This is a genomic window from Streptomyces fumanus (genome assembly GCF_014655295.1).
Classification (GTDB): domain Bacteria; phylum Actinomycetota; class Actinomycetes; order Streptomycetales; family Streptomycetaceae; genus Streptomyces; species Streptomyces fumanus.
Genome location: NZ_BNBI01000002.1, coordinates 16,962 through 36,716 on the forward strand (window position 1 = coordinate 16,962; position 19,755 = coordinate 36,716).

A 19,755-nucleotide genomic window follows, 5' to 3' on the forward strand; every position below is an offset into this window, starting at 1 on the left:
GGCTAGTCGGGCACCAGGCCGGCCTCGTAGGCGACGATCGCGGCCTGCACCCGGTTGCGCACCTCCAGACGGTCCAGGACCGCGCTGACATACGCCTTCACCGTGCCCTCGACGAGGTGCAGCCTGGCGGCGATCTCCGGGTTGGACAGGCCGGCGCCGACCAGGCCGAGCACCTCCCGTTCCCGGGGGCTCAGCTTCGCCACCCGTGCGCGGGCCTGGGCCTCGCGGGCGTGCCGGCCGCCGCCCGCGCGGCCGAGGTCCTCGATGACGTACCGGGCGACCTTCGGCGACAGGAAGGCCGCGCCGCCCGCCACCGCCCGTACGCCCGCGATCAGTTCGTACGGGTCGCCGGACTTCAGGAGGAAGCCGGTGGCGCCGGCGGCCAGGGCGCGGTCCACGTAGGACTGCTCGGAGAAGGTGGTCAGCATGGCGACCGCCGTGCCGGGGACGGCGCGGACGATCTCCTCGGCCGCGGCGAGCCCGTCCAGGCGGGGCATCCGGATGTCGAGCAGGGCGACCTCCGGGCGGTGCGCGCGGGCCAGTTCGACGGCCTCGCGGCCGTCGCCCGCCTCGGCGACGATCTCGCACTCACCGCCGCTCGCGCTCGCCAGGATGGCCCGGACCCCGGCCCGTACCATCGCCTCGTCGTCGGCCAGCAGGACCCGGATCACTGCGTCAACTCCTCGTATTCCTCGCGGCCTTCGCCGGCCAGTCCGGCGCGGGGGACCACGTCCTTGGCGACCAGGCGGCCCTCGTCGTCGAAGCAGAGTCTGAAGTGGTCGACGGAGACCAGGAGTTCGCCGCTGGCGCGGTAGTAGCGGCAGGTGGCGCCCTCGGGGGGCGTGGGGGCGCGTTCGTCCGGCGGGTCGTCGACCGCGCGGTCGGGCAGGACGGGGGTGACGTCGGCGGCGGGGGCGCCCAGGCGCAGGGCCGAGTAGACGCCGGGGTCCAGTACGGAGTGGGTCTCGGTGTACGCGTACCAGCCGAAGGCGGCGCCGACCAGGACGACGCCCGCTCCGGCGGCGGCCCAGAGGCCGAGGACGGCCCGGCGGCGGGCGTGGGCGAGGGGCGCCGCCGGGGGGCGCCGCCCGGCGGGGGCGGGTCCCTGGCGGGCGGGGATGTAGGCCCGGACGCGGAAGCCGTCCCCGTGCGGGCCCGCCTCGAAGTCGCCGCCGACCGCGGTGACGGCGGCGCGCAGGCCGAGCAGTCCGGTACCGCCCGAGGAGGCGGAGCCCTTGCCGGTGGCCGGTCCGTTGGTGACGGTGACGGTGCTGCCGTGCGGGTGTCCGGTGAGGGCGACGGTCACGGGGGCGCCCGGGGCGTGCCGGGCGGCGTTGGTGAGGGCCTCGCGCGCGACCCGGTGCAGCAGGCGTTCGGCGACCGTGCCGGGCTCGGGGGGCGCGGTGGCCGGCGAGGGTGCCCAGGTGACCGGGAGGCCCGACTCGGCGGCGCGGGCGACGAGCTGTTCGACGCTCTCGCCGGGCGGGGCCAGCGGGAGGGGGTCGTCGGCCTCGCGCAGCACGCCGATGATGCGGTGCAGCTTGTCCGTGGCGTCGGCGGCGGCGGCCCGCAGATCGGCCGCGGCGGCGCGGTGGGCGTCGGCGAGGCCGGGGGCGACCTGGAGGGCGCCGGCGCGCAAGGCGATCAGGCTCAGTTCGTGGCCGAGGGAGTCGTGCATGTCCTGGGCGATCCGGGCCCGCTCGCGAAGTCTGGCGCGTTCCTCGGCGTGCCGCTGCTCGTCCTCCAGGCGGGCCGCCCGCAGCCAGCCCGCCTCGGCCAGCGCGCGGCTCTGCCGCCAGTAGCGTCCGCCGAGCCAGGGGAAGACACAGCCGAACAGCAGCGTGCCGGTCAGCACCAGGAACTCGGGCGCCGGGTCGGTGCCGACGGCCGCGATCCGGGCCGTGCCCGCGATGCCGACGGCCAGGAAGCAGAGCGCGGCCGGGCGGGCGCGGGGGGCGCGCAGGCCGAGCAGCAGCGCGAGGGCGCCGAGCGCCGGGCCGTAGGAGACGCTGAACAGGGCGGGGGCCGCGGCCAGCCCGAGCGCGGCGGTGAGCGCGAACGACAGGAGCGGGTGGCGCCGGGCGAGGGCGACGGAGGCGGCCAGCACCAGCAGGCCGGCCAGTTGCTGCCAGGGGGCGCGCGGCTCGTTCAGCCCGATCAGGTCGGCCGTGACCGCGGGGAGGGCGAGCGTCCCCCAGAGCAGAACGGCACCGACCGGACGCGCCGGTGCCGGACGGAGGTGTTCCATGCCCTCGACGCTACAAGCGGGCGGCGGGACGGCACCTCTGCCGATCGTCAGGGGTGGGGGGCTGCGGGTAGTAGTGGACGCCGGGTGCGCGCCTGGTGAGTACGGTCCTCCGTCGCCGCCGATCACGAGGTCCCGGACCTCACCGGGTGGCGGTGCGCCCGTGCGGTGGTCCTCCCGTGGCAGGATCGGGAGGTCATGACTGCGCCCACGAAGCCCTCGCACACCGGCCCCGCCACCCCGGCCCCGGCCCCGGGCTGCGGCCCGGACTCCGCCCCGACCGACACCGCCGACACCGCCGACATCACCGACACCTCCGCCGCCCCCGCCGACCAGGCCACCGGGCACGCCCCCGCCGCTGCCCCGGTCGCCGACCTCCTCGGCGCCCACGTCGGCGCCCCCGCTGCCGAGCCCGCCCCCCAGCGCGCCCTCGCCCCGGAGCGCACCCCCGAGCGCCCCGCCCCCTCCCCCACCACGGACGGCACCTCCGGCGGTACCCCCGACGGCACCGCCCTCCACGCCCCCGTCATCGACTGGTTCGAGGAACACGCCCGGGATCTGCCCTGGCGGCGGCCCGAGGCCGGGGCGTGGGGCGTGATGGTCAGCGAGTTCATGCTCCAGCAGACGCCGGTCAACCGGGTCCTGCCCGTCTACGAGCAGTGGCTGGCCCGCTGGCCCCGCCCCGCCGACCTGGCCAAGGAGGCCCCCGGCGAGGCCGTCCGCGTCTGGGGCCGGCTCGGCTACCCGCGCCGCGCCCTGCGGCTGCACGGCGCCGCCGTCGCCATAGCGGAACGGCACGGCGGGGACGTACCGTCCGACCACGCCCAGTTGCTGGCGCTGCCCGGCATCGGCGAGTACACGGCCGCCGCGGTCGCCTCGTTCGCGTACGGGCGCCGGCACGCCGTCCTGGACACCAATGTGCGCCGGGTGTTCGCACGGGCGGTCACCGGTGTGCAGTACCCGCCGAACGCCACCACCGCCGCCGAGCGCCGGCTCGCCCGCGCGCTGCTGCCCGACGACGAGGCGACCGCCGCGCGCTGGGCCGCCGCCTCCATGGAACTCGGCGCGCTGGTCTGTACCGCGCGCAACGAGTCCTGCCACCGCTGCCCGATCGCCGCGCGGTGCGCGTGGAGGCTGGCGGGCAAGCCCGCGCACGACGGCCCGCCGCGCCGCGGCCAGACGTACGCGGGCACCGACCGGCAGGTCCGCGGCCGGCTGCTCGCCGTACTGCGCGAGGCGCACGGCCCGGTGCCGCAGGCCGCGCTGGACCGGGTGTGGCACGAGCCGGTGCAGCGCGCCCGCGCGCTGGACGGCCTGGTCGCCGACGGTCTGGTGGAGCCGCTGGCGGGCGGCCGTTACCGGCTGCCGCTGACCTGACCGCCGCCCGCGCGGGCCCGGCGATACGCGGTCGTCGGCGCGTATCGCCCCGTAACCCCCGTAACTTCCCTTACCGGCCGCGTCCCCGCCCCCGCTCGCCCGTCCGTTACACAACCGACGGACAGCCGAGGGCCGGCCGCAGGCTGCCACGGACAGCGCCGTGACAACGATTCCCTAGGTTCGTTCCGTGCCCGGCGGACCCGGCACGGATCAGGACCCACGGGGAAGGGGAGGCGGTTCACCATGGCGCAGGGCGAGGTGCTCGAGTTCGAGGAGTACGTCCGTACGCGGCAGGACGCGCTGCTGCGCAGCGCCCGCCGGCTGGTCCCGGACCCCGTCGACGCGCAGGACCTGCTGCAGACCGCGCTGGCCCGGACGTACGGCCGCTGGGAGACCATCGAGGACAAGCGGCTCGCCGACGCCTATCTGCGCCGGGTCATGATCAACACACGGACCGAGTGGTGGCGGGCGCGCAAGCTGGAGGAGGTCCCGACCGAGCAGCTCCCGGAGGTGGCGTACACCGACGACGCCGCCGAACAGCACGCCGACCGGGCCCTGCTGATGGACGTCCTGAAGGTGCTCGCCCCCAAGCAGCGCAGCGTGGTCGTGCTGCGACACTGGGAGCAGATGTCCACGGAGGAGACGGCCGCCGCCCTCGGCATGTCGGCCGGTACGGTCAAGAGCACGCTGCACCGGGCGCTCGCCCGGCTCCGCGAGGAGCTGGTCGCCCGCGAGTCGGACGCACGCGCGCTGGAGCGTGAGGAGCGGGAGCGGTGCGCGGCCTGAGCTGCGGCCCGGGGCCAGGAGCGGCCACGGAGGACGCCGGCGTCCCCGGTCCGGTGACGGTCCGGGGGCGCGTCGGCGTCCCGGCGCCGCGCGGACGGATCAGGGCGGCGGTCCCGGCACTGGCCGGGGCCGTCGTCCTCGCCGTGTCGCTCGCCATGTCGCTCGGCGGGTGCGCGGCCGGCGGGACCGGCGCCCGGGACGAGGGGCCGGCCCGGGCGGACGCGGTGCCGGGGGCAGCCGCCTCGCCGTCGCCGTCCCCGTCCGGGACGCCGCACCGGGTGGACGCGGTCCGGCTGGTGAAGTCCGACCCCCGTGTCTCGGCGGAGGTCAAGCGCGAGCTGAAGCCCTGTGTCGCCGACGAGTACCCGGTGGACGTCAGCTACGGGGAGCTGACCGGCGCCTCCGCCGAGGATGTCGTCGTCAACGTCCTGACCTGCGGTGACGCGGTCGGGGTGGGCAGTTATGTGTACCGCAGGCAGAGCGGTGCGTACGAGAACGTCTTCACGGCCGAGGATCCCCCGGTCTACGCGGAGATCGACCGCGGCGACCTGGTGGTGACCAAGCAGGTGTACGCCAAGGGCGACCCGGTGCTGAATCCGTCCCGCGAGAACGTGATCACGTACCGCTGGTCCGCGGGCCGCTTCACCGAGCGGTTCCGCACGCACACCGACTACGGCAACGCCGCGGGCAACGCCCCGACCGAGGCGCCGTGAACCGGACGGGGCGCCGTGAACCGGCCAGGCCGCCCTGCACCGGCCGAGCCGCCGTGAACCGGCCGGGCCGCCGCGCACGATGTAGGGGTGGGCGGCTGAACGGCGGCACCGCACGACACGCACGACACGAGGACTGAGAGCACCGGATGGCAGACCAGACCCACGTTCTGTTCGTCGAGGACGACGACGTCATCCGCGAGGCCACCCAGCTCGCCCTGGAGCGGGACGGCTTCGCGGTCACCGCGATGCCCGACGGGCTGTCGGGCCTGGAGTCGTTCCGGGCCAGACGGCCCGACATCGCGCTGCTGGACGTGATGGTCCCGGGCCTGGACGGCGTCAGCCTGTGCCGCCGGATCCGGGACGAGTCGACCGTGCCGGTGATCATGCTGTCGGCGCGGGCCGACTCCATCGACGTGGTCCTCGGCCTGGAGGCGGGCGCCGACGACTATGTGACCAAGCCGTTCGACGGGGCGGTGCTGGTCGCCCGGATCCGGGCGGTGCTGCGCCGCTTCGGCCACGCCGGCGGCGGTGACCGGGGCGACGCGGCGGCCGGCGGCGGGGTGCTGACCTTCGGCGAGCTGGAGGTCGACACCGAGGGCATGGAGGTGCGCCGGGCCGGGCGGCCGGTGGCGCTCACCCCGACGGAGATGCGGCTGCTGCTGGAGTTCTCCTCGGCACCGGGCACCGTGCTCTCCCGCGACAAGCTGCTGGAGCGGGTGTGGGACTACGGCTGGGGCGGGGACACCCGGGTCGTCGACGTCCATGTGCAGCGGCTGCGGACGAAGATCGGCCAGGACCGGATCGAGACGGTCCGCGGCTTCGGCTACAAGCTGAGGGCCTGAGCACGGCATGCGGGGGTACTTCCGGCGCCCGGTGGCCGCGCTGGTGCGGCGCGCGGAGCTGCGGACGGGCCTGAGGTGGAAGCTGAGCGCCGCCATCGCGCTGGTCGGCGCGCTGGTCGCGGTGGCGCTGAGCCTGGTGGTGCACAACGCGGCACGGGTGTCGATGCTGGACAACGCCCGTGACCTGGCCGACGACCGCCTGGTGATCGCCCAGCGCAACTACGAGCTGTCCGGCCGGGTGAACTTCCCCGGCGCCCGGATCGACGACCCCGCCCTGCCCCGGGAGCTGCGCGAGAAGGCCGCGGCCGGGCGGCGGGCCACGTACGTCTCGGACCGGTCGGGCGGGGCCACCGACATATGGGCCGCGGTGCCGCTGAAGGACGGGCACGTGATGTCCCTGCACAGCGGGTTCACCGACCGCAGCTCGGTCATCCTCAAGGACCTCGACCAGGCACTGGTGATCGGCTCCATCGCGGTGGTGCTCGGCGGCAGCGCGATCGGGGTGCTGATCGGCGGGCAGATGTCCCGGCGGCTGCGCAAGGCCGCCGCCGCCGCGAACCGGGTCGCCAAGGGCGAGACCGAGGTGCGGGTGCGGGACGCCATCGGCGGGGTGGTCCGGGACGAGACCGACGACCTCGCGCGGGCCGTGGACGCGATGGCGGACGCCCTCCAGCAGCGTCTGGAGGCCGAGCGCCGGGTCACCGCCGACATCGCGCACGAGCTGCGCACCCCGGTGACCGGGCTGCTGACCGCCGCCGAGCTGCTGCCGCCGGGCCGGCCGACCGAGCTGGTGCTGGACCGGGCCAAGGCGATGCGCACCCTGGTGGAGGACGTGCTGGAGGTGGCCCGGCTGGACAGCGCCTCGGAGCGGGCGGAGCTGCAGGACATCCTGCTGGGCGAGTTCGTCACCCGGCGGGCGCTGGCGAAGGACCCGGAGGTGAGGGTCCGGGTGGTGCACGAGTCGGAGGTCACCACCGACCCGCGCCGCCTGGAGCGCGTGCTGTTCAACCTGCTCACCAACGCCGCCCGGCACGGCCGCCCGCCGGTCGAGGTGACCGTCGAGGGCCGGGTCGTCCGGGTCCGCGACCACGGGCCCGGTTTTCCCGAGGCCCTGCTGGCCGAGGGGCCGAGCCGCTTCCGCACCGGCAGCGCGGACCGCGCCGGGCACGGCCACGGGCTGGGGCTGACCATCGCGGCCGGACAGGCGCGGGTACTGGGCGCGCGGCTGACCTTCCGCAACGTACGGCCGGTGGGCGCGCCGGCGCGGATACCGGCGGAGGGCGCGGTCGCCGTGCTCTGGCTTCCGGAACACGCCCCCACCAACACGGGCAGCTACCCGATGCTGCCGGACCGGCCGGGCCGGGGCTGACACGGATGCCGCCGGGCCGGCCGCGCCGGGGCTGACCGCTGCACACGTACCTACGGCGGCTATGGTCTGGCCGCTCCAGGCGCACGTACGGCGGCTACGACCAGACCGCGCCGCAACCCGCGTACGCCGAAGACCCCGAAGACCCCGAAGACCCCGAAGGCAGTCTGCCTCCGGGGCCTCCGGGCATCGGGCGGGAGCGGTCAGACCACCGGCTCCGCCACGCTCACCTTGTCCTGCGGGACCGGGCCGTCGCCGCCGTCCGCCTTCGGGCCGGCGCCCTTGAGCGGCACCTCCTTGACGAAGATTGCCGCCACCAGCGCCAGCACCGCCACCGCCGAGCCGAGCAGGAACGCCCCGTGGGTGCCGGAGGAGACCGCGTGCTGGTACGCCTCCCGCGCCGCCGCCGGCAGCTTGGCCAGGCTCGCCGCGTCGAGCTGCGCGGACTGCTCGGTCACCTTGGAGCCCAGCGCGCCGGCCCGCTCGGCCATGACGTCCTGGACGCGGTGGTTGAACAGCGCGCCCATGATCGCCACGCCGAACGAGGAGCCGAGGGTGCGGAAGAGGGTGGTGGACGAGGAGGCCACGCCCATGTCCTTCATCTCGACGCTGTTCTGCGCGACCAGCATGGTGATCTGCATCAGACAGCCCATGCCGAGACCGACGACGGCCATGTAGAGACCGGAGGTGAACCGCGAGGTCTCCGTGTCCATCAGCGACAGCAGGTACAGCCCGACCGTCATCAGCGCGCCGCCGACGATGGGGAAGACCTTGTACCGGCCGGTGCTGGTGGTCACCCGGCCCGCGACCATCGACGTGACCAGCATGGCGCCCAGCATCGGCAGCAGCAGCAGTCCGGAGTTGGTCGCGGACGCGCCCTGCACCGACTGCTGGTACAGCGGCAGGAAGAGGGTCGCGCCGAACATCACGAAGCCGACGATGAAGCCGATCAGCGACATCAGCGTGAAGTTGCGGCTGCGGAAGATGTGCAGCGGCACCACCGGCTCGGCCGCCTTGGTCTGCCAGAACACGAACCCGACCAGCGCGGCGACCCCGATGCCGATCAGCTCCATGATCCGCGCGGAGGTCCAGGCGTACTCCGTGCCGCCCCAGGTGGTGACCAGGACGATCGCGGTGATGCCGATGGTCAGCAGGGCGGCGCCGAGGTAGTCGATGCGTGCCTGGGCCCGCTTCTTCGGCAGGTGCAGGACGGCGCTGATCAGTGCCAGCGCGACCACGCCGAGCGGCAGGTTGATGTAGAAGGACCAGCGCCAGCCCCAGTGGTCGGTGATGGTGCCGCCGACCAGCGGTCCGCCGATCATGGCCAGCGCCATGACGGCGGCCATCATGCCCTGGTACTTGCCGCGCTCACGGGGCGGTATGAGGTCGCCGATGATGGCCATCACACCGACCATCAGACCGCCGGCGCCCAGGCCCTGCACGGCGCGGAAGCCGATGAGCTGGCCCATGTCCTGCGCCATGCCGCTGAGCGCGGAACCGATCAGGAAGAGCACGATCGAGGTCATGAACGTGCCCTTGCGGCCGTACATGTCCCCGAGCTTGCCCCACAGCGGCGTGGCCGCCGCGGTCGCGAGCGTGTACGCGGTGACCACCCAGGACAGGTGTTCCAGGCCGCCCAGCTCGCCGACGATCGTCGGCATCGCGGTGCCGATGATCATGTTGTCCAGCATCGCGAGCATCATCGCGATCATGAGCGCGAGCAGGACGACCCGCACGCTCCTGGGCTGTTTCCCGCCCGCCGTCTCGGTCTCCGCCATGACTCCTACTTCCCCCAGTTGCTACTTACTTGCCGCCCGGCTAGTGGCTACACTCGGAAGGTAGACGCGCAACTAGCCGGGCGTCAAGTAAGTTTTCTGGAAAGCGGCGGGCGAGTGCGCGCAGCGGGAGGTGGCGTAGGAAAATGGGCGACACGATGGACGGCACCAAACAGCGGCGCCGCGGGGACACCCGCCAGCGCATCCAGGACGTGGCCCTCTCCCTCTTCGCCGAGCAGGGGTACGAGAAGACCTCTCTGCGGGAGATCGCCGAGCGCCTGGAGGTCACCAAGGCGGCCCTCTACTACCACTTCAAGACCAAGGAAGAGATCCTGGTCAGCATCTTCGAGGATCTCGTGCGGCCGATCAGCGACCTGATCGACTGGGGCGCCGGGCAGCCGCACACCCTGGAGACCAAGAAGGAGATCGTCCGCCGCTACAGCGACGCGCTGGCGGCCGCGGCCCCGCTCTTCCGCTTCATGCAGGAGAACCAGGCGACGGTACGGGAACTGCGCATCGGCGAGATGTTCAAGACCCGGCTGCTGGGCCTGCGGGACATCCTCGTCGACCCCGAGGCCGATCTGACCGACCAGGTGCGCTGCGTCAGCGCGATGTTCACGCTGCACGCGGGGATGTTCGTGCTCCAGGACCTCGAAGGCGACCCCGAGGCCAAGCGCAAGGCGGTCCTCGAGGTCGCGATCGATCTGGTCACCCAGGCGCATCAGGGCGCCTGAGGTTCTTGTCGACGCGGTCGCGTCAGACGGTCACGCCCTGCGCGCGCAGGAAGGCGACCGGGTCGACGGCCGAGCCGTAGTTCGGGGTGGTACGGATCTCGAAGTGCAGGTGCGGGCCGCTGGAGTTGCCGGTGTTGCCGGAGGCGGCGATGTGCTGGCCGGTCTTGACGACCTGGCCGACCTTGACGTCGATCCGCGACAGGTGCGCGTACTGGGAGTACGTGCCGTTGCCGTGCTTGATGACGATGGCGTTGCCGTAGGCGGGGCCGTCGCCGGCGCCGTTGCCGCCGGCCTTGACGACGGTGCCGCCGTGGGCGGCCATCACGTTGGTGCCGATCGGGACGGCGAAGTCCTGGCCGCTGTGCTTGTGCGACCACATGCCGCCGGCCTGGTTGAAGGTGGCGCTGAGCTTGTAGCTCTTGACCGGGTCGATCCAGGAGGCGGCCTTCTTCTTGGCAGCGGCCTGGACGGCCTTGTCGGCCTTGGCGGCCTTCGCCTGGGCCGCGGCCTGCGCCTGCACGGCGCTCGCGACGCCGGTGGCGCTGGAGGCCGCCGTGGTGTCGGCGGCGGCCGCGACCCCGGCTCCCAGTGCGACCGAGGCGCCCATACCGGCGGCCAGGACCGCGGCGCGGGTGCGCAGAGTGGTCGGACGGGGGAAACGGGGCGTGACACGCGAAGACATACGAACCTCATGGGGACGGGTGCAAAGGAAAGCCCCTCCGACGCACAGACACTCGCCGGGCGGGCTCCACCTTGGTAACCCGAAGGGACGTATGGGCACAAAGGTGTGACGTACGACGATATGTAGTACTTGACCGTGAAACCACTCATCCCTCAACAGTCCTGTCATTCAGGACAAAGGAGGTCAGAGGCCCAGGCAAGTCCGCTACGCCGTGCCCGATAAGCCCGTTTTCGCAGCTCTCGTCCCAGCGACTATTCCGGGTAGTACCCCCCGAATCCCCTGTGCGGCATGTCACCGGGACCCCCCGTCGGGGCCCGCCGGAATGTGACGGGGGCTACGCGCTCACTACCGGCCGGTAACCCGTCCGTTCCTCTCCCGCCACCCGTGCCCACGAGCATGTCCTCGTCAAGCAGCAGCGCCCGGACGGGAGAGGACACCCCCCATGAACAGACGCCCCTGGCTGCGCCGGATCTCCGTGAGCGCGGTCTCCGCGGCGGCTCTCGTCGCCCTCGCCGCACCGGCCGAGGCGGCGACGGCGGGGCCCGCGGCGGCCCCCACGACCGCCGCCGCGGCCGCCGCGGACGTCGACTACGCCACCTGGCAGCGCGACTGCCGCGCCGTGATGGACCAGGCCCTGCCCTATCTCAAGGAACGCATCGCGGACACCGCGCCGGGCGAGAAGCAGGCCCTTGTCCTCGACGTGGACAACACCGCCCTGGAGACCGACTTCGGCTTCAGCTTCCCGCAGCCCGCCAACCGGCCGGTGCTGGAGGCCGCCCAGTACGCGCAGGACCACGGCGTCGCGGTGTTCTTCGTGACGGCCCGCCCGGGCATCATCGCCTCGGCGACCGAGTACAACCTCGACCGGGTCGGCTACGAGGTCGCCGGCCTGCACGTACGGGGCTTCCTGGACCTGTTCAAGAACGTCGCCGACTACAAGACCGCGCAGCGCGCCGCCATCGAGTCGCGCGGTTACACGATCATCGCCAACATCGGCAACAGCGCCACCGACCTGTCGGGCGGCCACGCCGAGAAGACGTTCAAACTGCCGGACTACGACGGCCAGTTGTCCTGACCGCCCGTACCCGGGCAGACGGAAGGGGCCGGTGCTCCACTGAGCACCGGCCCCTCACGTGTCGAGGCTTACGCCTCCTTGCTCAGGTTCGGTCCGGCACCGCCGGCCGCCTGCTCGATCGGCGGGACGTCGGGCAGGGCCGCCTTCTCCTCACCCCGGAAGGTGAAGGTCTTGGCGTCGCCCTCGCCCTCGGTGTCCACGACCACGATGTGACCGGGACGCAGCTCGCCGAAGAGGATCTTCTCCGACAGCGAGTCCTCGATCTCCCGCTGGATGGTCCGGCGCAGCGGCCGGGCGCCCAGCACGGGGTCGTAACCCTTCTTGGACAGCAGCTCCTTGGCGGACTGGGAGAGCTCGATGCCCATGTCCCGGTCCTTCAGGCGCTCGTCGACCTTGTCGATCATCAGGTCGACGATCCGCAGGATGTCCTCCTGCGACAACTGCGGGAAGACCACCACGTCGTCGACGCGGTTGAGGAACTCGGGCCGGAAGTGCTGCTTCAGCTCGTCCGAGACCTTGTTCTTCATGCGCTCGTAGTTGGTCTTCGTGTCGCCCGCGGCGGCGAAGCCGAGGTTGAAGCCCTTGGAGATGTCCCGGGTGCCGAGGTTGGTCGTCATGATGATGACCGTGTTCTTGAAGTCCACGACCCGGCCCTGGGAGTCGGTCAGGCGACCGTCCTCCAGGATCTGCAGCAGCGAGTTGAAGATGTCCGGGTGGGCCTTCTCGACCTCGTCGAAGAGGACGACGGAGAACGGCTTGCGGCGCACCTTCTCGGTGAGCTGGCCGCCCTCCTCGTACCCGACGTAGCCGGGGGGCGAGCCGAACAGCCGCGAGACCGTGTGCTTCTCGCTGAACTCCGACATGTCGAGGGAGATCAGCGCGTCCTCGTCGCCGAAGAGGAACTCCGCGAGCGCCTTGGACAGCTCGGTCTTACCGACACCGGACGGGCCGGCGAAGATGAACGAGCCACCGGGACGCTTGGGGTCCTTCAGACCGGCACGGGTACGGCGGATCGCCTTCGACAGCGCCTTGACGGCGTCGTTCTGGCCGATGACCCGCTTGTGCAGCTCCTCCTCCATACGGAGCAGGCGGCTGGACTCCTCCTCGGTGAGCTTGAAGACCGGGATGCCGGTGGCGGTGGCGAGGACCTCGGCGATCAGCTCGCCGTCGACCTCGGCGACGACGTCCATGTCGCCGGCCTTCCACTCCTTCTCCCGCTTGGCCTTGGCGGCCAGGAGCTGCTTCTCCTTGTCGCGCAGGGAGGCGGCCTTCTCGAAGTCCTGCGAGTCGATCGCGGACTCCTTGTCCCGGCGGACACCGGCGATCTTCTCGTCGAACTCGCGCAGGTCCGGCGGCGCGGTCATCCGGCGGATCCGCATCCGGGAGCCGGCCTCGTCGATCAGGTCGATCGCCTTGTCCGGCAGGAAGCGGTCCGAGATGTAGCGGTCGGCCAGGGTGGCGGCCTGGACCAGCGCCTCGTCGGTGATGGAGACCCGGTGGTGCGCCTCGTACCGGTCGCGCAGGCCCTTGAGGATCTCGATGGTGTGCGGCAGGGACGGCTCCGCGACCTGGATGGGCTGGAAGCGGCGCTCCAGGGCCGCGTCCTTCTCCAGGTGCTTGCGGTACTCGTCCAGCGTGGTGGCACCGATGGTCTGCAGCTCGCCGCGGGCCAGCATCGGCTTCAGGATGGAGGCCGCGTCGATGGCGCCCTCGGCGGCACCCGCACCGACCAGCGTGTGCAGCTCGTCGATGAACAGGATGATGTCGCCGCGGGTGCGGATCTCCTTGAGCACCTTCTTCAGGCGCTCCTCGAAGTCACCGCGGTAGCGGGAGCCGGCGACCAGCGCGCCGAGGTCCAGGGTGTAGAGGTGCTTGTCCTTGAGGGTCTCGGGCACCTCGCCCTTGACGATGGCCTGGGCGAGGCCCTCGACGACGGCGGTCTTGCCGACGCCGGGCTCACCGATCAGGACCGGGTTGTTCTTGGTACGGCGGGACAGCACCTGCATGACCCGCTCGATCTCCTTCTCGCGCCCGATGACCGGGTCGAGCTTGGACTCACGGGCGGCCTGGGTGAGGTTCCGGCCGAACTGGTCGAGGACCAGGGACGTCGAGGGCGTGCCCTCGGCAGGCCCGCCGGCGGTGGCGGTCTCCTTGCCCTGGTAACCGGAGAGCAACTGGATGACCTGCTGCCGCACCCGGTTGAGATCTGCGCCCAGCTTGACCAGGACCTGGGCGGCGACGCCCTCGCCCTCGCGGATCAGGCCGAGCAGGATGTGCTCCGTGCCGATGTAGTTGTGGCCCAACTGGAGTGCCTCGCGGAGCGAGAGCTCCAGCACCTTCTTGGCACGGGGGGTGAAGGGGATGTGACCCGACGGAGCCTGCTGGCCCTGCCCGATGATCTCCTCCACCTGCTGGCGGACCGCCTCGAGCGAGATCCCGAGGCTCTCAAGGGCCTTGGCGGCGACACCCTCACCCTCGTGGATCAGGCCCAGGAGGATGTGCTCGGTGCCGATGTAGTTGTGGTTGAGCATCCGGGCTTCTTCCTGAGCCAGGACGACAACCCGCCGCGCGCGGTCGGTGAACCTCTCGAACATCGTTAATCGCTCCTCAGAGCGGTCAGGCAGTAAGGGGAACTTCCCCTCCCTGTCCTTCCGCAGCTTAGTCCCGCAAGCGGGGACCGCTCATTCCAACTGCCGACACCGTCGATGGCCTCCTGACCCGCAACGCCGACATCTGCCTCAACCCGATGGTGCGAGACGATGTTCCCGCAGGCCAGGCACTTACCCCAGTCGCCAGTACGCCGATGGCGAACGTGAGACGGCCTTTCCTGCGTGTCGCCCCCTCCCACTAGGGATGTCTTACCCGCTGGGACGGACGGTCCATGCCGCGCACCCCCGTTCCCTCCGCTACGGGCGAACAACCTTGCACCTCCCCGTGCCCCTGCGCGCCCCCGTGACCTACACCCTCAGTAGTCACAGAGGCACTGAGCGTAACTCAACGGGCCCGGGAGCGGTTGCACTTGGCATGGTGCGCGCCCCCCTCGCCCCCTTCGCTCCGCTCCCGTTCCCCGCCCCGCGCCGCCCGCCCGGAGCGGACGGCCGCTGGGAGCGGGCACGGCGGTGGTACGAGGACGCGCTCGGCTGGGAGACCGCGCCGGGGGCGCCGGTACGCCTGCGCACGGGCGTCGGCTTCGATGTGCTGGACGTGCCGGCCGAGGCCGGGCACGCGGCCCTCGGGCGGCTTCCGGCGGGCTTCCCGGTGGCGCTGCGGGGCGACCGGATGCTGCTGCTGGTGGCCGCGGGCGGCGCGGAGGAGCTGCCGGGGCTGCTGGAGTGGCTGGAGTGGGGCTCGCTGGAGCTCGGCCTGCGGGCGGTCGGCGCGGGCGGTCTGATCGACGCGCCGCTGCCCGCCGGGCCCGGGGCACCGGCGGTGCCGGGCGGTTCGCAGGGGGCCGCCGTGTGGCTGCGGCCCCCCGAGCCGGGGCGCGGGGCCGGGGCCTCGCTGCCGACGCTGTCGGCCATGGGGGGCGAGCGGGTCGCCCCCGGTCTCGTACGGCTGGTCGGCACGGTGGCGACGGAGTGCCACCGTGTCCGGCTGCGGCGGGCGTGCGGGCGTCCGGCTCCGCGTCCTGGGCGCCCGTAGCCCGCGGCGGTCCGGGAGAACCGGCCCGACGATCAGCCGTTGGCCTTCTCGTACGCCTCGCGGATGGAGGCGGGGACCCGGCCGCGGTCGTTGACCTCGTAGCCGTTCTCCTTCGCCCAGGCGCGGATGGCCGCGGTGTCCTGGCTGCCGCCGCCGGAAGAAGCGCGCGCCTTGCCCCGGCCGCCGGAAGCACGGCCCCCGGTACGGCGGCCGCCCTTCACGTAAGGCTCGAGAAGGCCGCGGAGCTTGTCCGCATTGGCGGTGGTGAGATCGATCTCGTACGTCTTCCCGTCCAACGCGAACGTCACGGTCTCGTCCGCCTCGCCGCCGTCGAGGTCATCGACAAGAAGGACCTGAACCTTCTGTGCCACCGGATTTCCTTTCATCGATAACTGAGGGATCGGGGTCCGCCGGCGTCCGCCGTATCGCCGTCCCCTGTTATATGCAGTACTGCAGTACGTCGGAAAGCAAACCGCTTTTGCCGGGAAAACACAAACCCTTGGAGGGAACCCGCAGCCCCGCACCGGCCCGGAAAGATGCGCGTTTCGGACATAGGGCACCTGCGGCGATCACAGATGCAGAAGCATCCGGCTGTTGCCCAAGGTGTTCGGTTTCACTCGTTCGAGACCGAGGAACTCCGCGACGCCCTCGTCATAGGAACGGAGCAGCTCCGCGTAGACATCGGTGTCAACCGGTGTCTCGCCGATCTCCACGAAGCCGTGCTTGGCGAAGAAGTCCACTTCGAAGGTCAGGCAGAAAACCCGGCGAACGCCGAGCCAGCGGGCGGTCTCCAGCAACTTGTCCAGCAACTGGTGGCCGACGCCGGCGCCCTTGAGGCCGGGCTTCACCGCGAGAGTGCGCACTTCGGCGAGGTCTTCCCACATGACGTGCAGCGCGCCGCAGCCGACGACCTCGGCGTTGTCGTCCCGTTCCGCGACCCAGAACTCCTGGATGTCCTCGTAAAGCGTCACCATCGCTTTGTCGAGCAGGATGCCGTCCCGTACGTAGGCGTCGAGGAGTCGGCGGACGGCCGGGACATCCCTGGTGCGGGCGCGGCGGACGGTGATGGCTTTTGCGGTGACTTCGGGGCGCACTGCTGACATGAGCGGACGCTATCGCCCGCCGGTGTCCGGCGTGGAGTCGGGGTTCTGCGGCTCGGGGGTTTCCGGGCCCTGGACGATGCGGACGGCATCTCTGAGGGCCAGCCGCTGTTCCTCGCTCATCATCCCGAAGAAGGCGACCAGGGCGGCAGCCGGGTTGTCACTCTGCGACCACGCGTCGTTCATCAGCGCGGCGGCGTAGGCGGCGCGGGTGGAGACCGCCTCATATCGATAGGCCCGGCCTTCCGCCTCGCGGCGGACCCAGCCCTTCTGGTGGAGATTGTCCAGGACGGTCATCACGGTGGTGTACGCGATCGACCGTTCCTGCTGCAGATCTTCCAGGACTTCCCGAACGGTCACCGGGCGGTTCCACTTCCACACCCTCGTCATGACCGCGTCTTCGAGTTCTCCCAATGGGCGAGGCACCCTCAGCACGATACTGGGAGATTCCGGCAAGGGCGTGCCGAAGCGGGCCGGATGCGCGGATTCGCGGGCGAATGGGGTGGGGACGGGGTGAAAGGGGCGGGGCGGGGGGCGGGGCCGCCCCGGGGGGTCAGGCGTCGGTGGTGGGGGTGCCGGCCTGGCGGGTGCGCTCCGCCCGGGCCAGGGCGGCGTCCACGACCGCGTCCTCCTTGGCCTTGTTGGCGCCGCCCTGGGTCTTCACGATCACCCTGATCACGGCGATGAACAGCACGGCCATGACGACCGGGGGCAGCAGCGCGGAGACGTAGTCCATGGCTCCAGAGTAGCCACCGGGTCCGGTCAGCCCGCGGCGAGGTGCTGCCCCGGGGTGGCGGGCCGCGCGGCGGGCTTGCGGCGGGGGAAGACCTCGCCGGGGGTGGGGACGGGGCGCTTGGGGGCGGGGGGCCGGGGGGCCGGTTCGCGGGCGGGCTGCTTGTCCGGCTGCGGGGCGGGGCGCTGGGCGGCTGTGGGCGTCGCTGGGGCCGGGGCCGTGGGGGTGGTGGTGGGTGTGGCTGGGGCTGGGACCGTTTGGGTGGCGGTGGCGGTGGCGGTGACCGTGGCCGCGGGGCGGGGGGCGGTGCGGCCGCCGGGGAGGGCCTGGAGGAGGCGGGTGCGGGCGGCGGGGACGGTGGGGGTGGGGCCGGCCGGGGTGACTGGGGTAGCTGAGGTGATCGGGGTGGCCGGCGGGAGCGGGGGCGTGGGGCGGCAGCGGGTCAGGAGGGCGGCGGCGGTGGGGTTGCCGCTCAGGGCCCGCAGGGCGGCGAGGTCGTCGCGGTGCGGGCGGTGGCCGGCGCACAGGGCCTCGTCCAGGAGCGTGAGGTAGCCGGCGGCGGTGCCGGGGAGGGCGGCGCGGTACCGGGCCAGGTCCGCCAGCAGGAAGGCACGCAGCCGGGCGCTCTCCCGCGCCGCCTCGTCGAGGGACTCGGCCAGGCGGCGGCAGTCCTGGGCGTCCTCGGCGGAGACGGGGCTGGGGTTCAGGGCGTGGGCGAGGGCGCGGCGGAGCACACGCAGCTCCTCCGCACCGAACGCCAGGCCGCCGCGGGATCCGTAGGGCGTGGGCATGGGGCGACGATACGCGCTAATCAGACAAACCATGCCCGGTTGCCGGGCGTGGCGCGGAGGTGCCACTCCGGTGGGGGTGCGGGCCTCCGCGCGGTGGGTGGGTCGGGGGTCAGAGGCGGGAGACGTTGCGGGCGTAGACGAGGCGGAGGCCGATCAGGGTGAGCCAGGGTTCGTGCTCGTCGATGACCGAGGATTCGCCGAGGACCATCGGGGCGAGGCCGCCCGTCGCGATGACCGTGACGTCCCCGGGGTCGTCGGCCAGCTCGCGGGCCATGCGGCTGACGACCCCGTCGACCTGGCCGGCGAACCCGTACACGATGCCCGCCTGCATCGCCTCGACCGTGTTCTTGCCGATGACGCTGCGCGGCCGGGCCACCTCGATCTTGCGGAGCTGGGCGCCCTTGACGCCGAGTGCCTCCACGGAGATCTCGATGCCGGGCGCGATGACCCCGCCGACGTACTCCCCGCGCGCGGAGACCGCGTCGAACGTGGTCGCCGTGCCGAAGTCGACGACGATCGCGGGGCCGCCGTAGAGGTCGACCGCGGCGACCGCGTTGATGATGCGGTCCGCGCCGACCTCCTTGGGGTTGTCGGTGAGGATCGGGACGCCGGTCTTGACGCCCGGTTCGACGAGGACCGCGGGGACGTCGCCGTAGTAGCGGCGGGTGACCTCGCGCAGCTCGTGCAGGACCGAGGGGACGGTGGCGCAGATGGCGATGCCGTCGATGCCGTCGCCGAGTTCGTCGCCGAGCAGGGGGTGCATGCCCATCAGGCCCTGGAGGAGGACCGCCAGCTCGTCGGCGGTGCGGCGCGCGTCCGTGGAGATGCGCCAGTGTTCGACGATCTCCTCGCCGTCGAACAGACCGAGGACGGTGTGGGTGTTGCCTACGTCGATCGTCAGCAGCATGGGTGTTCCGCCTACTCCGCCGCTCGCAGGTCCAGGCCGATGTCCAGGATCGGGGAGCTGTGGGTGAGGGCTCCCACGGCGAGGTAGTCGACGCCCGTGTCGGCGTACGCCTTGGCGTTGTCCAGGGTGAGCCGGCCGGACGCCTCCAGGGCGGCGCGGCCGTCCACCAGGGCGACGGCCTCCGCGCACTCGCCCGGGGTGAAGTTGTCCAGCAGGATCAGGTCGGCGCCGGCGTCGAGGACCTCGCGGAGCTGGTGCAGGGTGTCGACCTCCACCTCGATGGGGACGTCGGGGAAGCGGTCGCGGACCGCCTGGAAGGCCGCGGCGACGCCGCCCGCGGCGACCACGTGGTTGTCCTTGACCAGGGCCGCGTCGGAGAGGGACATGCGGTGGTTGACGCCGCCGCCGCAGCGGACCGCGAACTTCTCCAGGCTGCGCAGGCCGGGGGTGGTCTTGCGGGTGTCGCGGACCTTGGCCTTCGTGCCGTCCAGGGCGTCCGCCCACGCGCGCGTGGCGGTGGCGATGCCGGACAGGCGGCACAGCAGGTTCAGGGCGCTGCGTTCGGCGGTGAGCAGGTCGCGGGTGCGGGTGGTGACGGACAGGAGCTTCTGGCCGGGTTCGATCCGGTCGCCGTCCGCCACATGGCGTTCGACCTCGAACTCGTCCGTGCAGACCACCGAGAGGACCGCCTCGGCGACGCGCAGGCCCGCCACCACGCCGGCCTCGCGGGCGGTGAAGTCGGCGGTGGCGACCGCGTCCTCGGGGATCGTCGCGACCGTCGTCACGTCCACGCCGTGGGCGAGGTCCTCCTGGAGGGCGACGTTGGCGATGTCCTCGACCTCGACGGGGTCGAGGCCGGCGTCGGTGAGGAGCTGGGCGAGCGCGGGGTCGAGACCGCACTCCAGGTACTCCTCGCCGGCGCCGCAGGCGCAGTCGTCGCCGCAGCCTCCGTCGGAGGCGAGGGGAAGGTCGTGGGTGCTCACGTCG

At 72.4% G+C, this 19,755-nt stretch carries 20 protein-coding genes; 8 read left to right on the forward strand and 12 right to left on the reverse strand.

Going from position 1 to position 19,755, the window contains the following annotated elements; all coding sequences use genetic code 11:
- Positions 1-2: 2 nt before the first annotated feature.
- Positions 3-671, reverse strand: coding sequence for a response regulator transcription factor (locus IE316_RS04290; RefSeq protein WP_190202773.1), 669 nt, complete (start codon positions 669-671; stop codon positions 3-5).
- Positions 668-2,248 (reverse strand): sensor histidine kinase, encoded by a 1,581-nt coding sequence (locus IE316_RS04295; protein WP_190202774.1) that lies wholly within the window; start codon positions 2,246-2,248, stop codon positions 668-670. The genes IE316_RS04290 and IE316_RS04295 overlap by 4 nt, the downstream gene beginning before the upstream one ends.
- Positions 2,249-2,443: 195 nt before the next feature.
- On the opposite strand from IE316_RS04295, the gene IE316_RS04300 reads away from it, so the two are divergent.
- The 5 genes from IE316_RS04300 to cseC all read left to right on the forward strand — a co-directional run bounded on the left by IE316_RS04300 (position 2,444) and on the right by cseC (position 7,332).
- A complete protein-coding gene (locus IE316_RS04300) occupies positions 2,444-3,622 on the forward strand; it encodes an iron-sulfur binding domain-containing protein (protein WP_308438889.1) in 1,179 nt (392 codons plus the stop codon).
- Between the two features lie 243 nt (positions 3,623-3,865).
- Complete coding sequence (locus IE316_RS04305; protein WP_190202775.1) at positions 3,866-4,408, forward strand: SigE family RNA polymerase sigma factor; 543 nt, start codon at positions 3,866-3,868, stop codon at positions 4,406-4,408.
- Positions 4,396-5,121 (forward strand): hypothetical protein, encoded by a 726-nt coding sequence (locus IE316_RS04310; RefSeq protein WP_373311065.1) that lies wholly within the window; start codon positions 4,396-4,398, stop codon positions 5,119-5,121. Before IE316_RS04305 ends, IE316_RS04310 begins: the two co-directional genes overlap by 13 nt.
- A 146-nt stretch (positions 5,122-5,267) precedes the next feature.
- A complete protein-coding gene (gene cseB / locus IE316_RS04315) occupies positions 5,268-5,963 on the forward strand; it encodes a two-component system response regulator CseB (RefSeq protein WP_190202776.1) in 696 nt (231 codons plus the stop codon).
- 7 nt (positions 5,964-5,970) lie between these two features.
- Positions 5,971-7,332, forward strand: coding sequence for a two-component system sensor histidine kinase CseC (gene cseC, locus IE316_RS04320; RefSeq protein WP_190202777.1), 1,362 nt, complete (start codon positions 5,971-5,973; stop codon positions 7,330-7,332).
- A 200-nt stretch (positions 7,333-7,532) separates the two neighbouring features.
- Here cseC and IE316_RS04325 read toward each other — a convergent pair whose 3' ends face one another.
- Positions 7,533-9,107, reverse strand: coding sequence for an MDR family MFS transporter (locus IE316_RS04325; protein WP_190202778.1), 1,575 nt, complete (start codon positions 9,105-9,107; stop codon positions 7,533-7,535).
- 143 nt (positions 9,108-9,250) lie between these two features.
- On the opposite strand from IE316_RS04325, the gene IE316_RS04330 reads away from it, so the two are divergent.
- Complete coding sequence (locus tag IE316_RS04330; RefSeq protein ID WP_229910185.1) at positions 9,251-9,838, forward strand: TetR/AcrR family transcriptional regulator; 588 nt, start codon at positions 9,251-9,253, stop codon at positions 9,836-9,838.
- 22 nt (positions 9,839-9,860) lie between these two features.
- Here IE316_RS04330 and IE316_RS04335 read toward each other — a convergent pair whose 3' ends face one another.
- Entirely contained in the window at positions 9,861-10,520 is a 660-nt protein-coding gene (locus IE316_RS04335; RefSeq protein ID WP_190202779.1) for a M23 family metallopeptidase, read from the reverse strand.
- A gap of 442 nt (positions 10,521-10,962) precedes the next feature.
- On the opposite strand from IE316_RS04335, the gene IE316_RS04340 reads away from it, so the two are divergent.
- Positions 10,963-11,595, forward strand: coding sequence for an HAD family acid phosphatase (locus tag IE316_RS04340; RefSeq protein WP_190202780.1), 633 nt, complete (start codon positions 10,963-10,965; stop codon positions 11,593-11,595).
- A 68-nt stretch (positions 11,596-11,663) separates the two neighbouring features.
- On the opposite strand, the gene IE316_RS04345 is transcribed toward IE316_RS04340, so the two are convergent.
- Positions 11,664-14,189 (reverse strand): ATP-dependent Clp protease ATP-binding subunit, encoded by a 2,526-nt coding sequence (locus tag IE316_RS04345; RefSeq protein ID WP_190202781.1) that lies wholly within the window; start codon positions 14,187-14,189, stop codon positions 11,664-11,666.
- A 430-nt stretch (positions 14,190-14,619) separates the two neighbouring features.
- Between IE316_RS04345 and IE316_RS04350 the strand changes: the two genes are divergently transcribed.
- Entirely contained in the window at positions 14,620-15,237 is a 618-nt protein-coding gene (locus IE316_RS04350) for an SCO3374 family protein (protein ID WP_229910186.1), read from the forward strand.
- A 32-nt stretch (positions 15,238-15,269) separates the two neighbouring features.
- Here IE316_RS04350 and IE316_RS04355 read toward each other — a convergent pair whose 3' ends face one another.
- The 7 genes from IE316_RS04355 to nadC all read right to left on the reverse strand — a co-directional run bounded on the left by IE316_RS04355 (position 15,270) and on the right by nadC (position 19,751).
- Positions 15,270-15,608 carry a histone-like nucleoid-structuring protein Lsr2 gene (locus IE316_RS04355; protein ID WP_190202783.1) on the reverse strand — a complete coding sequence of 113 codons (339 nt, stop codon included), beginning with the start codon at positions 15,606-15,608 and terminating at the stop codon, positions 15,270-15,272.
- A gap of 198 nt (positions 15,609-15,806) precedes the next feature.
- Positions 15,807-16,340 (reverse strand): amino-acid N-acetyltransferase, encoded by a 534-nt coding sequence (locus tag IE316_RS04360; RefSeq protein ID WP_190202784.1) that lies wholly within the window; start codon positions 16,338-16,340, stop codon positions 15,807-15,809.
- A 9-nt stretch (positions 16,341-16,349) separates the two neighbouring features.
- Positions 16,350-16,763 carry a BlaI/MecI/CopY family transcriptional regulator gene (locus IE316_RS04365; protein ID WP_268257625.1) on the reverse strand — a complete coding sequence of 138 codons (414 nt, stop codon included), beginning with the start codon at positions 16,761-16,763 and terminating at the stop codon, positions 16,350-16,352.
- Between the two features lie 127 nt (positions 16,764-16,890).
- Positions 16,891-17,073, reverse strand: coding sequence for a hypothetical protein (locus IE316_RS04370; protein WP_190202786.1), 183 nt, complete (start codon positions 17,071-17,073; stop codon positions 16,891-16,893).
- 26 nt (positions 17,074-17,099) lie between these two features.
- Entirely contained in the window at positions 17,100-17,831 is a 732-nt protein-coding gene (locus tag IE316_RS04375) for a hypothetical protein (protein ID WP_190203267.1), read from the reverse strand.
- A 139-nt stretch (positions 17,832-17,970) separates the two neighbouring features.
- Positions 17,971-18,768 carry a type III pantothenate kinase gene (locus tag IE316_RS04380; protein WP_190202787.1) on the reverse strand — a complete coding sequence of 266 codons (798 nt, stop codon included), beginning with the start codon at positions 18,766-18,768 and terminating at the stop codon, positions 17,971-17,973.
- Between the two features lie 11 nt (positions 18,769-18,779).
- Positions 18,780-19,751, reverse strand: coding sequence for a carboxylating nicotinate-nucleotide diphosphorylase (nadC, locus tag IE316_RS04385; protein WP_190202788.1), 972 nt, complete (start codon positions 19,749-19,751; stop codon positions 18,780-18,782).
- Positions 19,752-19,755 lie beyond the last annotated feature (4 nt).

Coding starts and splice junctions, on each gene's coding strand:
- IE316_RS04295 (WP_190202774.1), bottom strand. CDS start 2,248: ATGGAACACCTCCGTCCGGCACCGGCGCGTCCGGTCGGTGCCGTTCTG.
- IE316_RS04300 (WP_308438889.1), top strand. CDS start 2,444: ATGACTGCGCCCACGAAGCCCTCGCACACCGGCCCCGCCACCCCGGCC.
- IE316_RS04305 (WP_190202775.1), top strand. CDS start 3,866: ATGGCGCAGGGCGAGGTGCTCGAGTTCGAGGAGTACGTCCGTACGCGG.
- cseB (WP_190202776.1), top strand. CDS start 5,268: ATGGCAGACCAGACCCACGTTCTGTTCGTCGAGGACGACGACGTCATC.
- cseC (WP_190202777.1), top strand. CDS start 5,971: ATGCGGGGGTACTTCCGGCGCCCGGTGGCCGCGCTGGTGCGGCGCGCG.
- IE316_RS04325 (WP_190202778.1), bottom strand. CDS start 9,107: ATGGCGGAGACCGAGACGGCGGGCGGGAAACAGCCCAGGAGCGTGCGG.
- IE316_RS04330 (WP_229910185.1), top strand. CDS start 9,251: ATGGGCGACACGATGGACGGCACCAAACAGCGGCGCCGCGGGGACACC.
- IE316_RS04335 (WP_190202779.1), bottom strand. CDS start 10,520: ATGTCTTCGCGTGTCACGCCCCGTTTCCCCCGTCCGACCACTCTGCGC.
- IE316_RS04340 (WP_190202780.1), top strand. CDS start 10,963: ATGAACAGACGCCCCTGGCTGCGCCGGATCTCCGTGAGCGCGGTCTCC.
- IE316_RS04345 (WP_190202781.1), bottom strand. CDS start 14,189: ATGTTCGAGAGGTTCACCGACCGCGCGCGGCGGGTTGTCGTCCTGGCT.
- IE316_RS04350 (WP_229910186.1), top strand. CDS start 14,620: ATGGTGCGCGCCCCCCTCGCCCCCTTCGCTCCGCTCCCGTTCCCCGCC.
- IE316_RS04360 (WP_190202784.1), bottom strand. CDS start 16,340: ATGTCAGCAGTGCGCCCCGAAGTCACCGCAAAAGCCATCACCGTCCGC.
- IE316_RS04370 (WP_190202786.1), bottom strand. CDS start 17,073: ATGGACTACGTCTCCGCGCTGCTGCCCCCGGTCGTCATGGCCGTGCTG.
- IE316_RS04380 (WP_190202787.1), bottom strand. CDS start 18,768: ATGCTGCTGACGATCGACGTAGGCAACACCCACACCGTCCTCGGTCTG.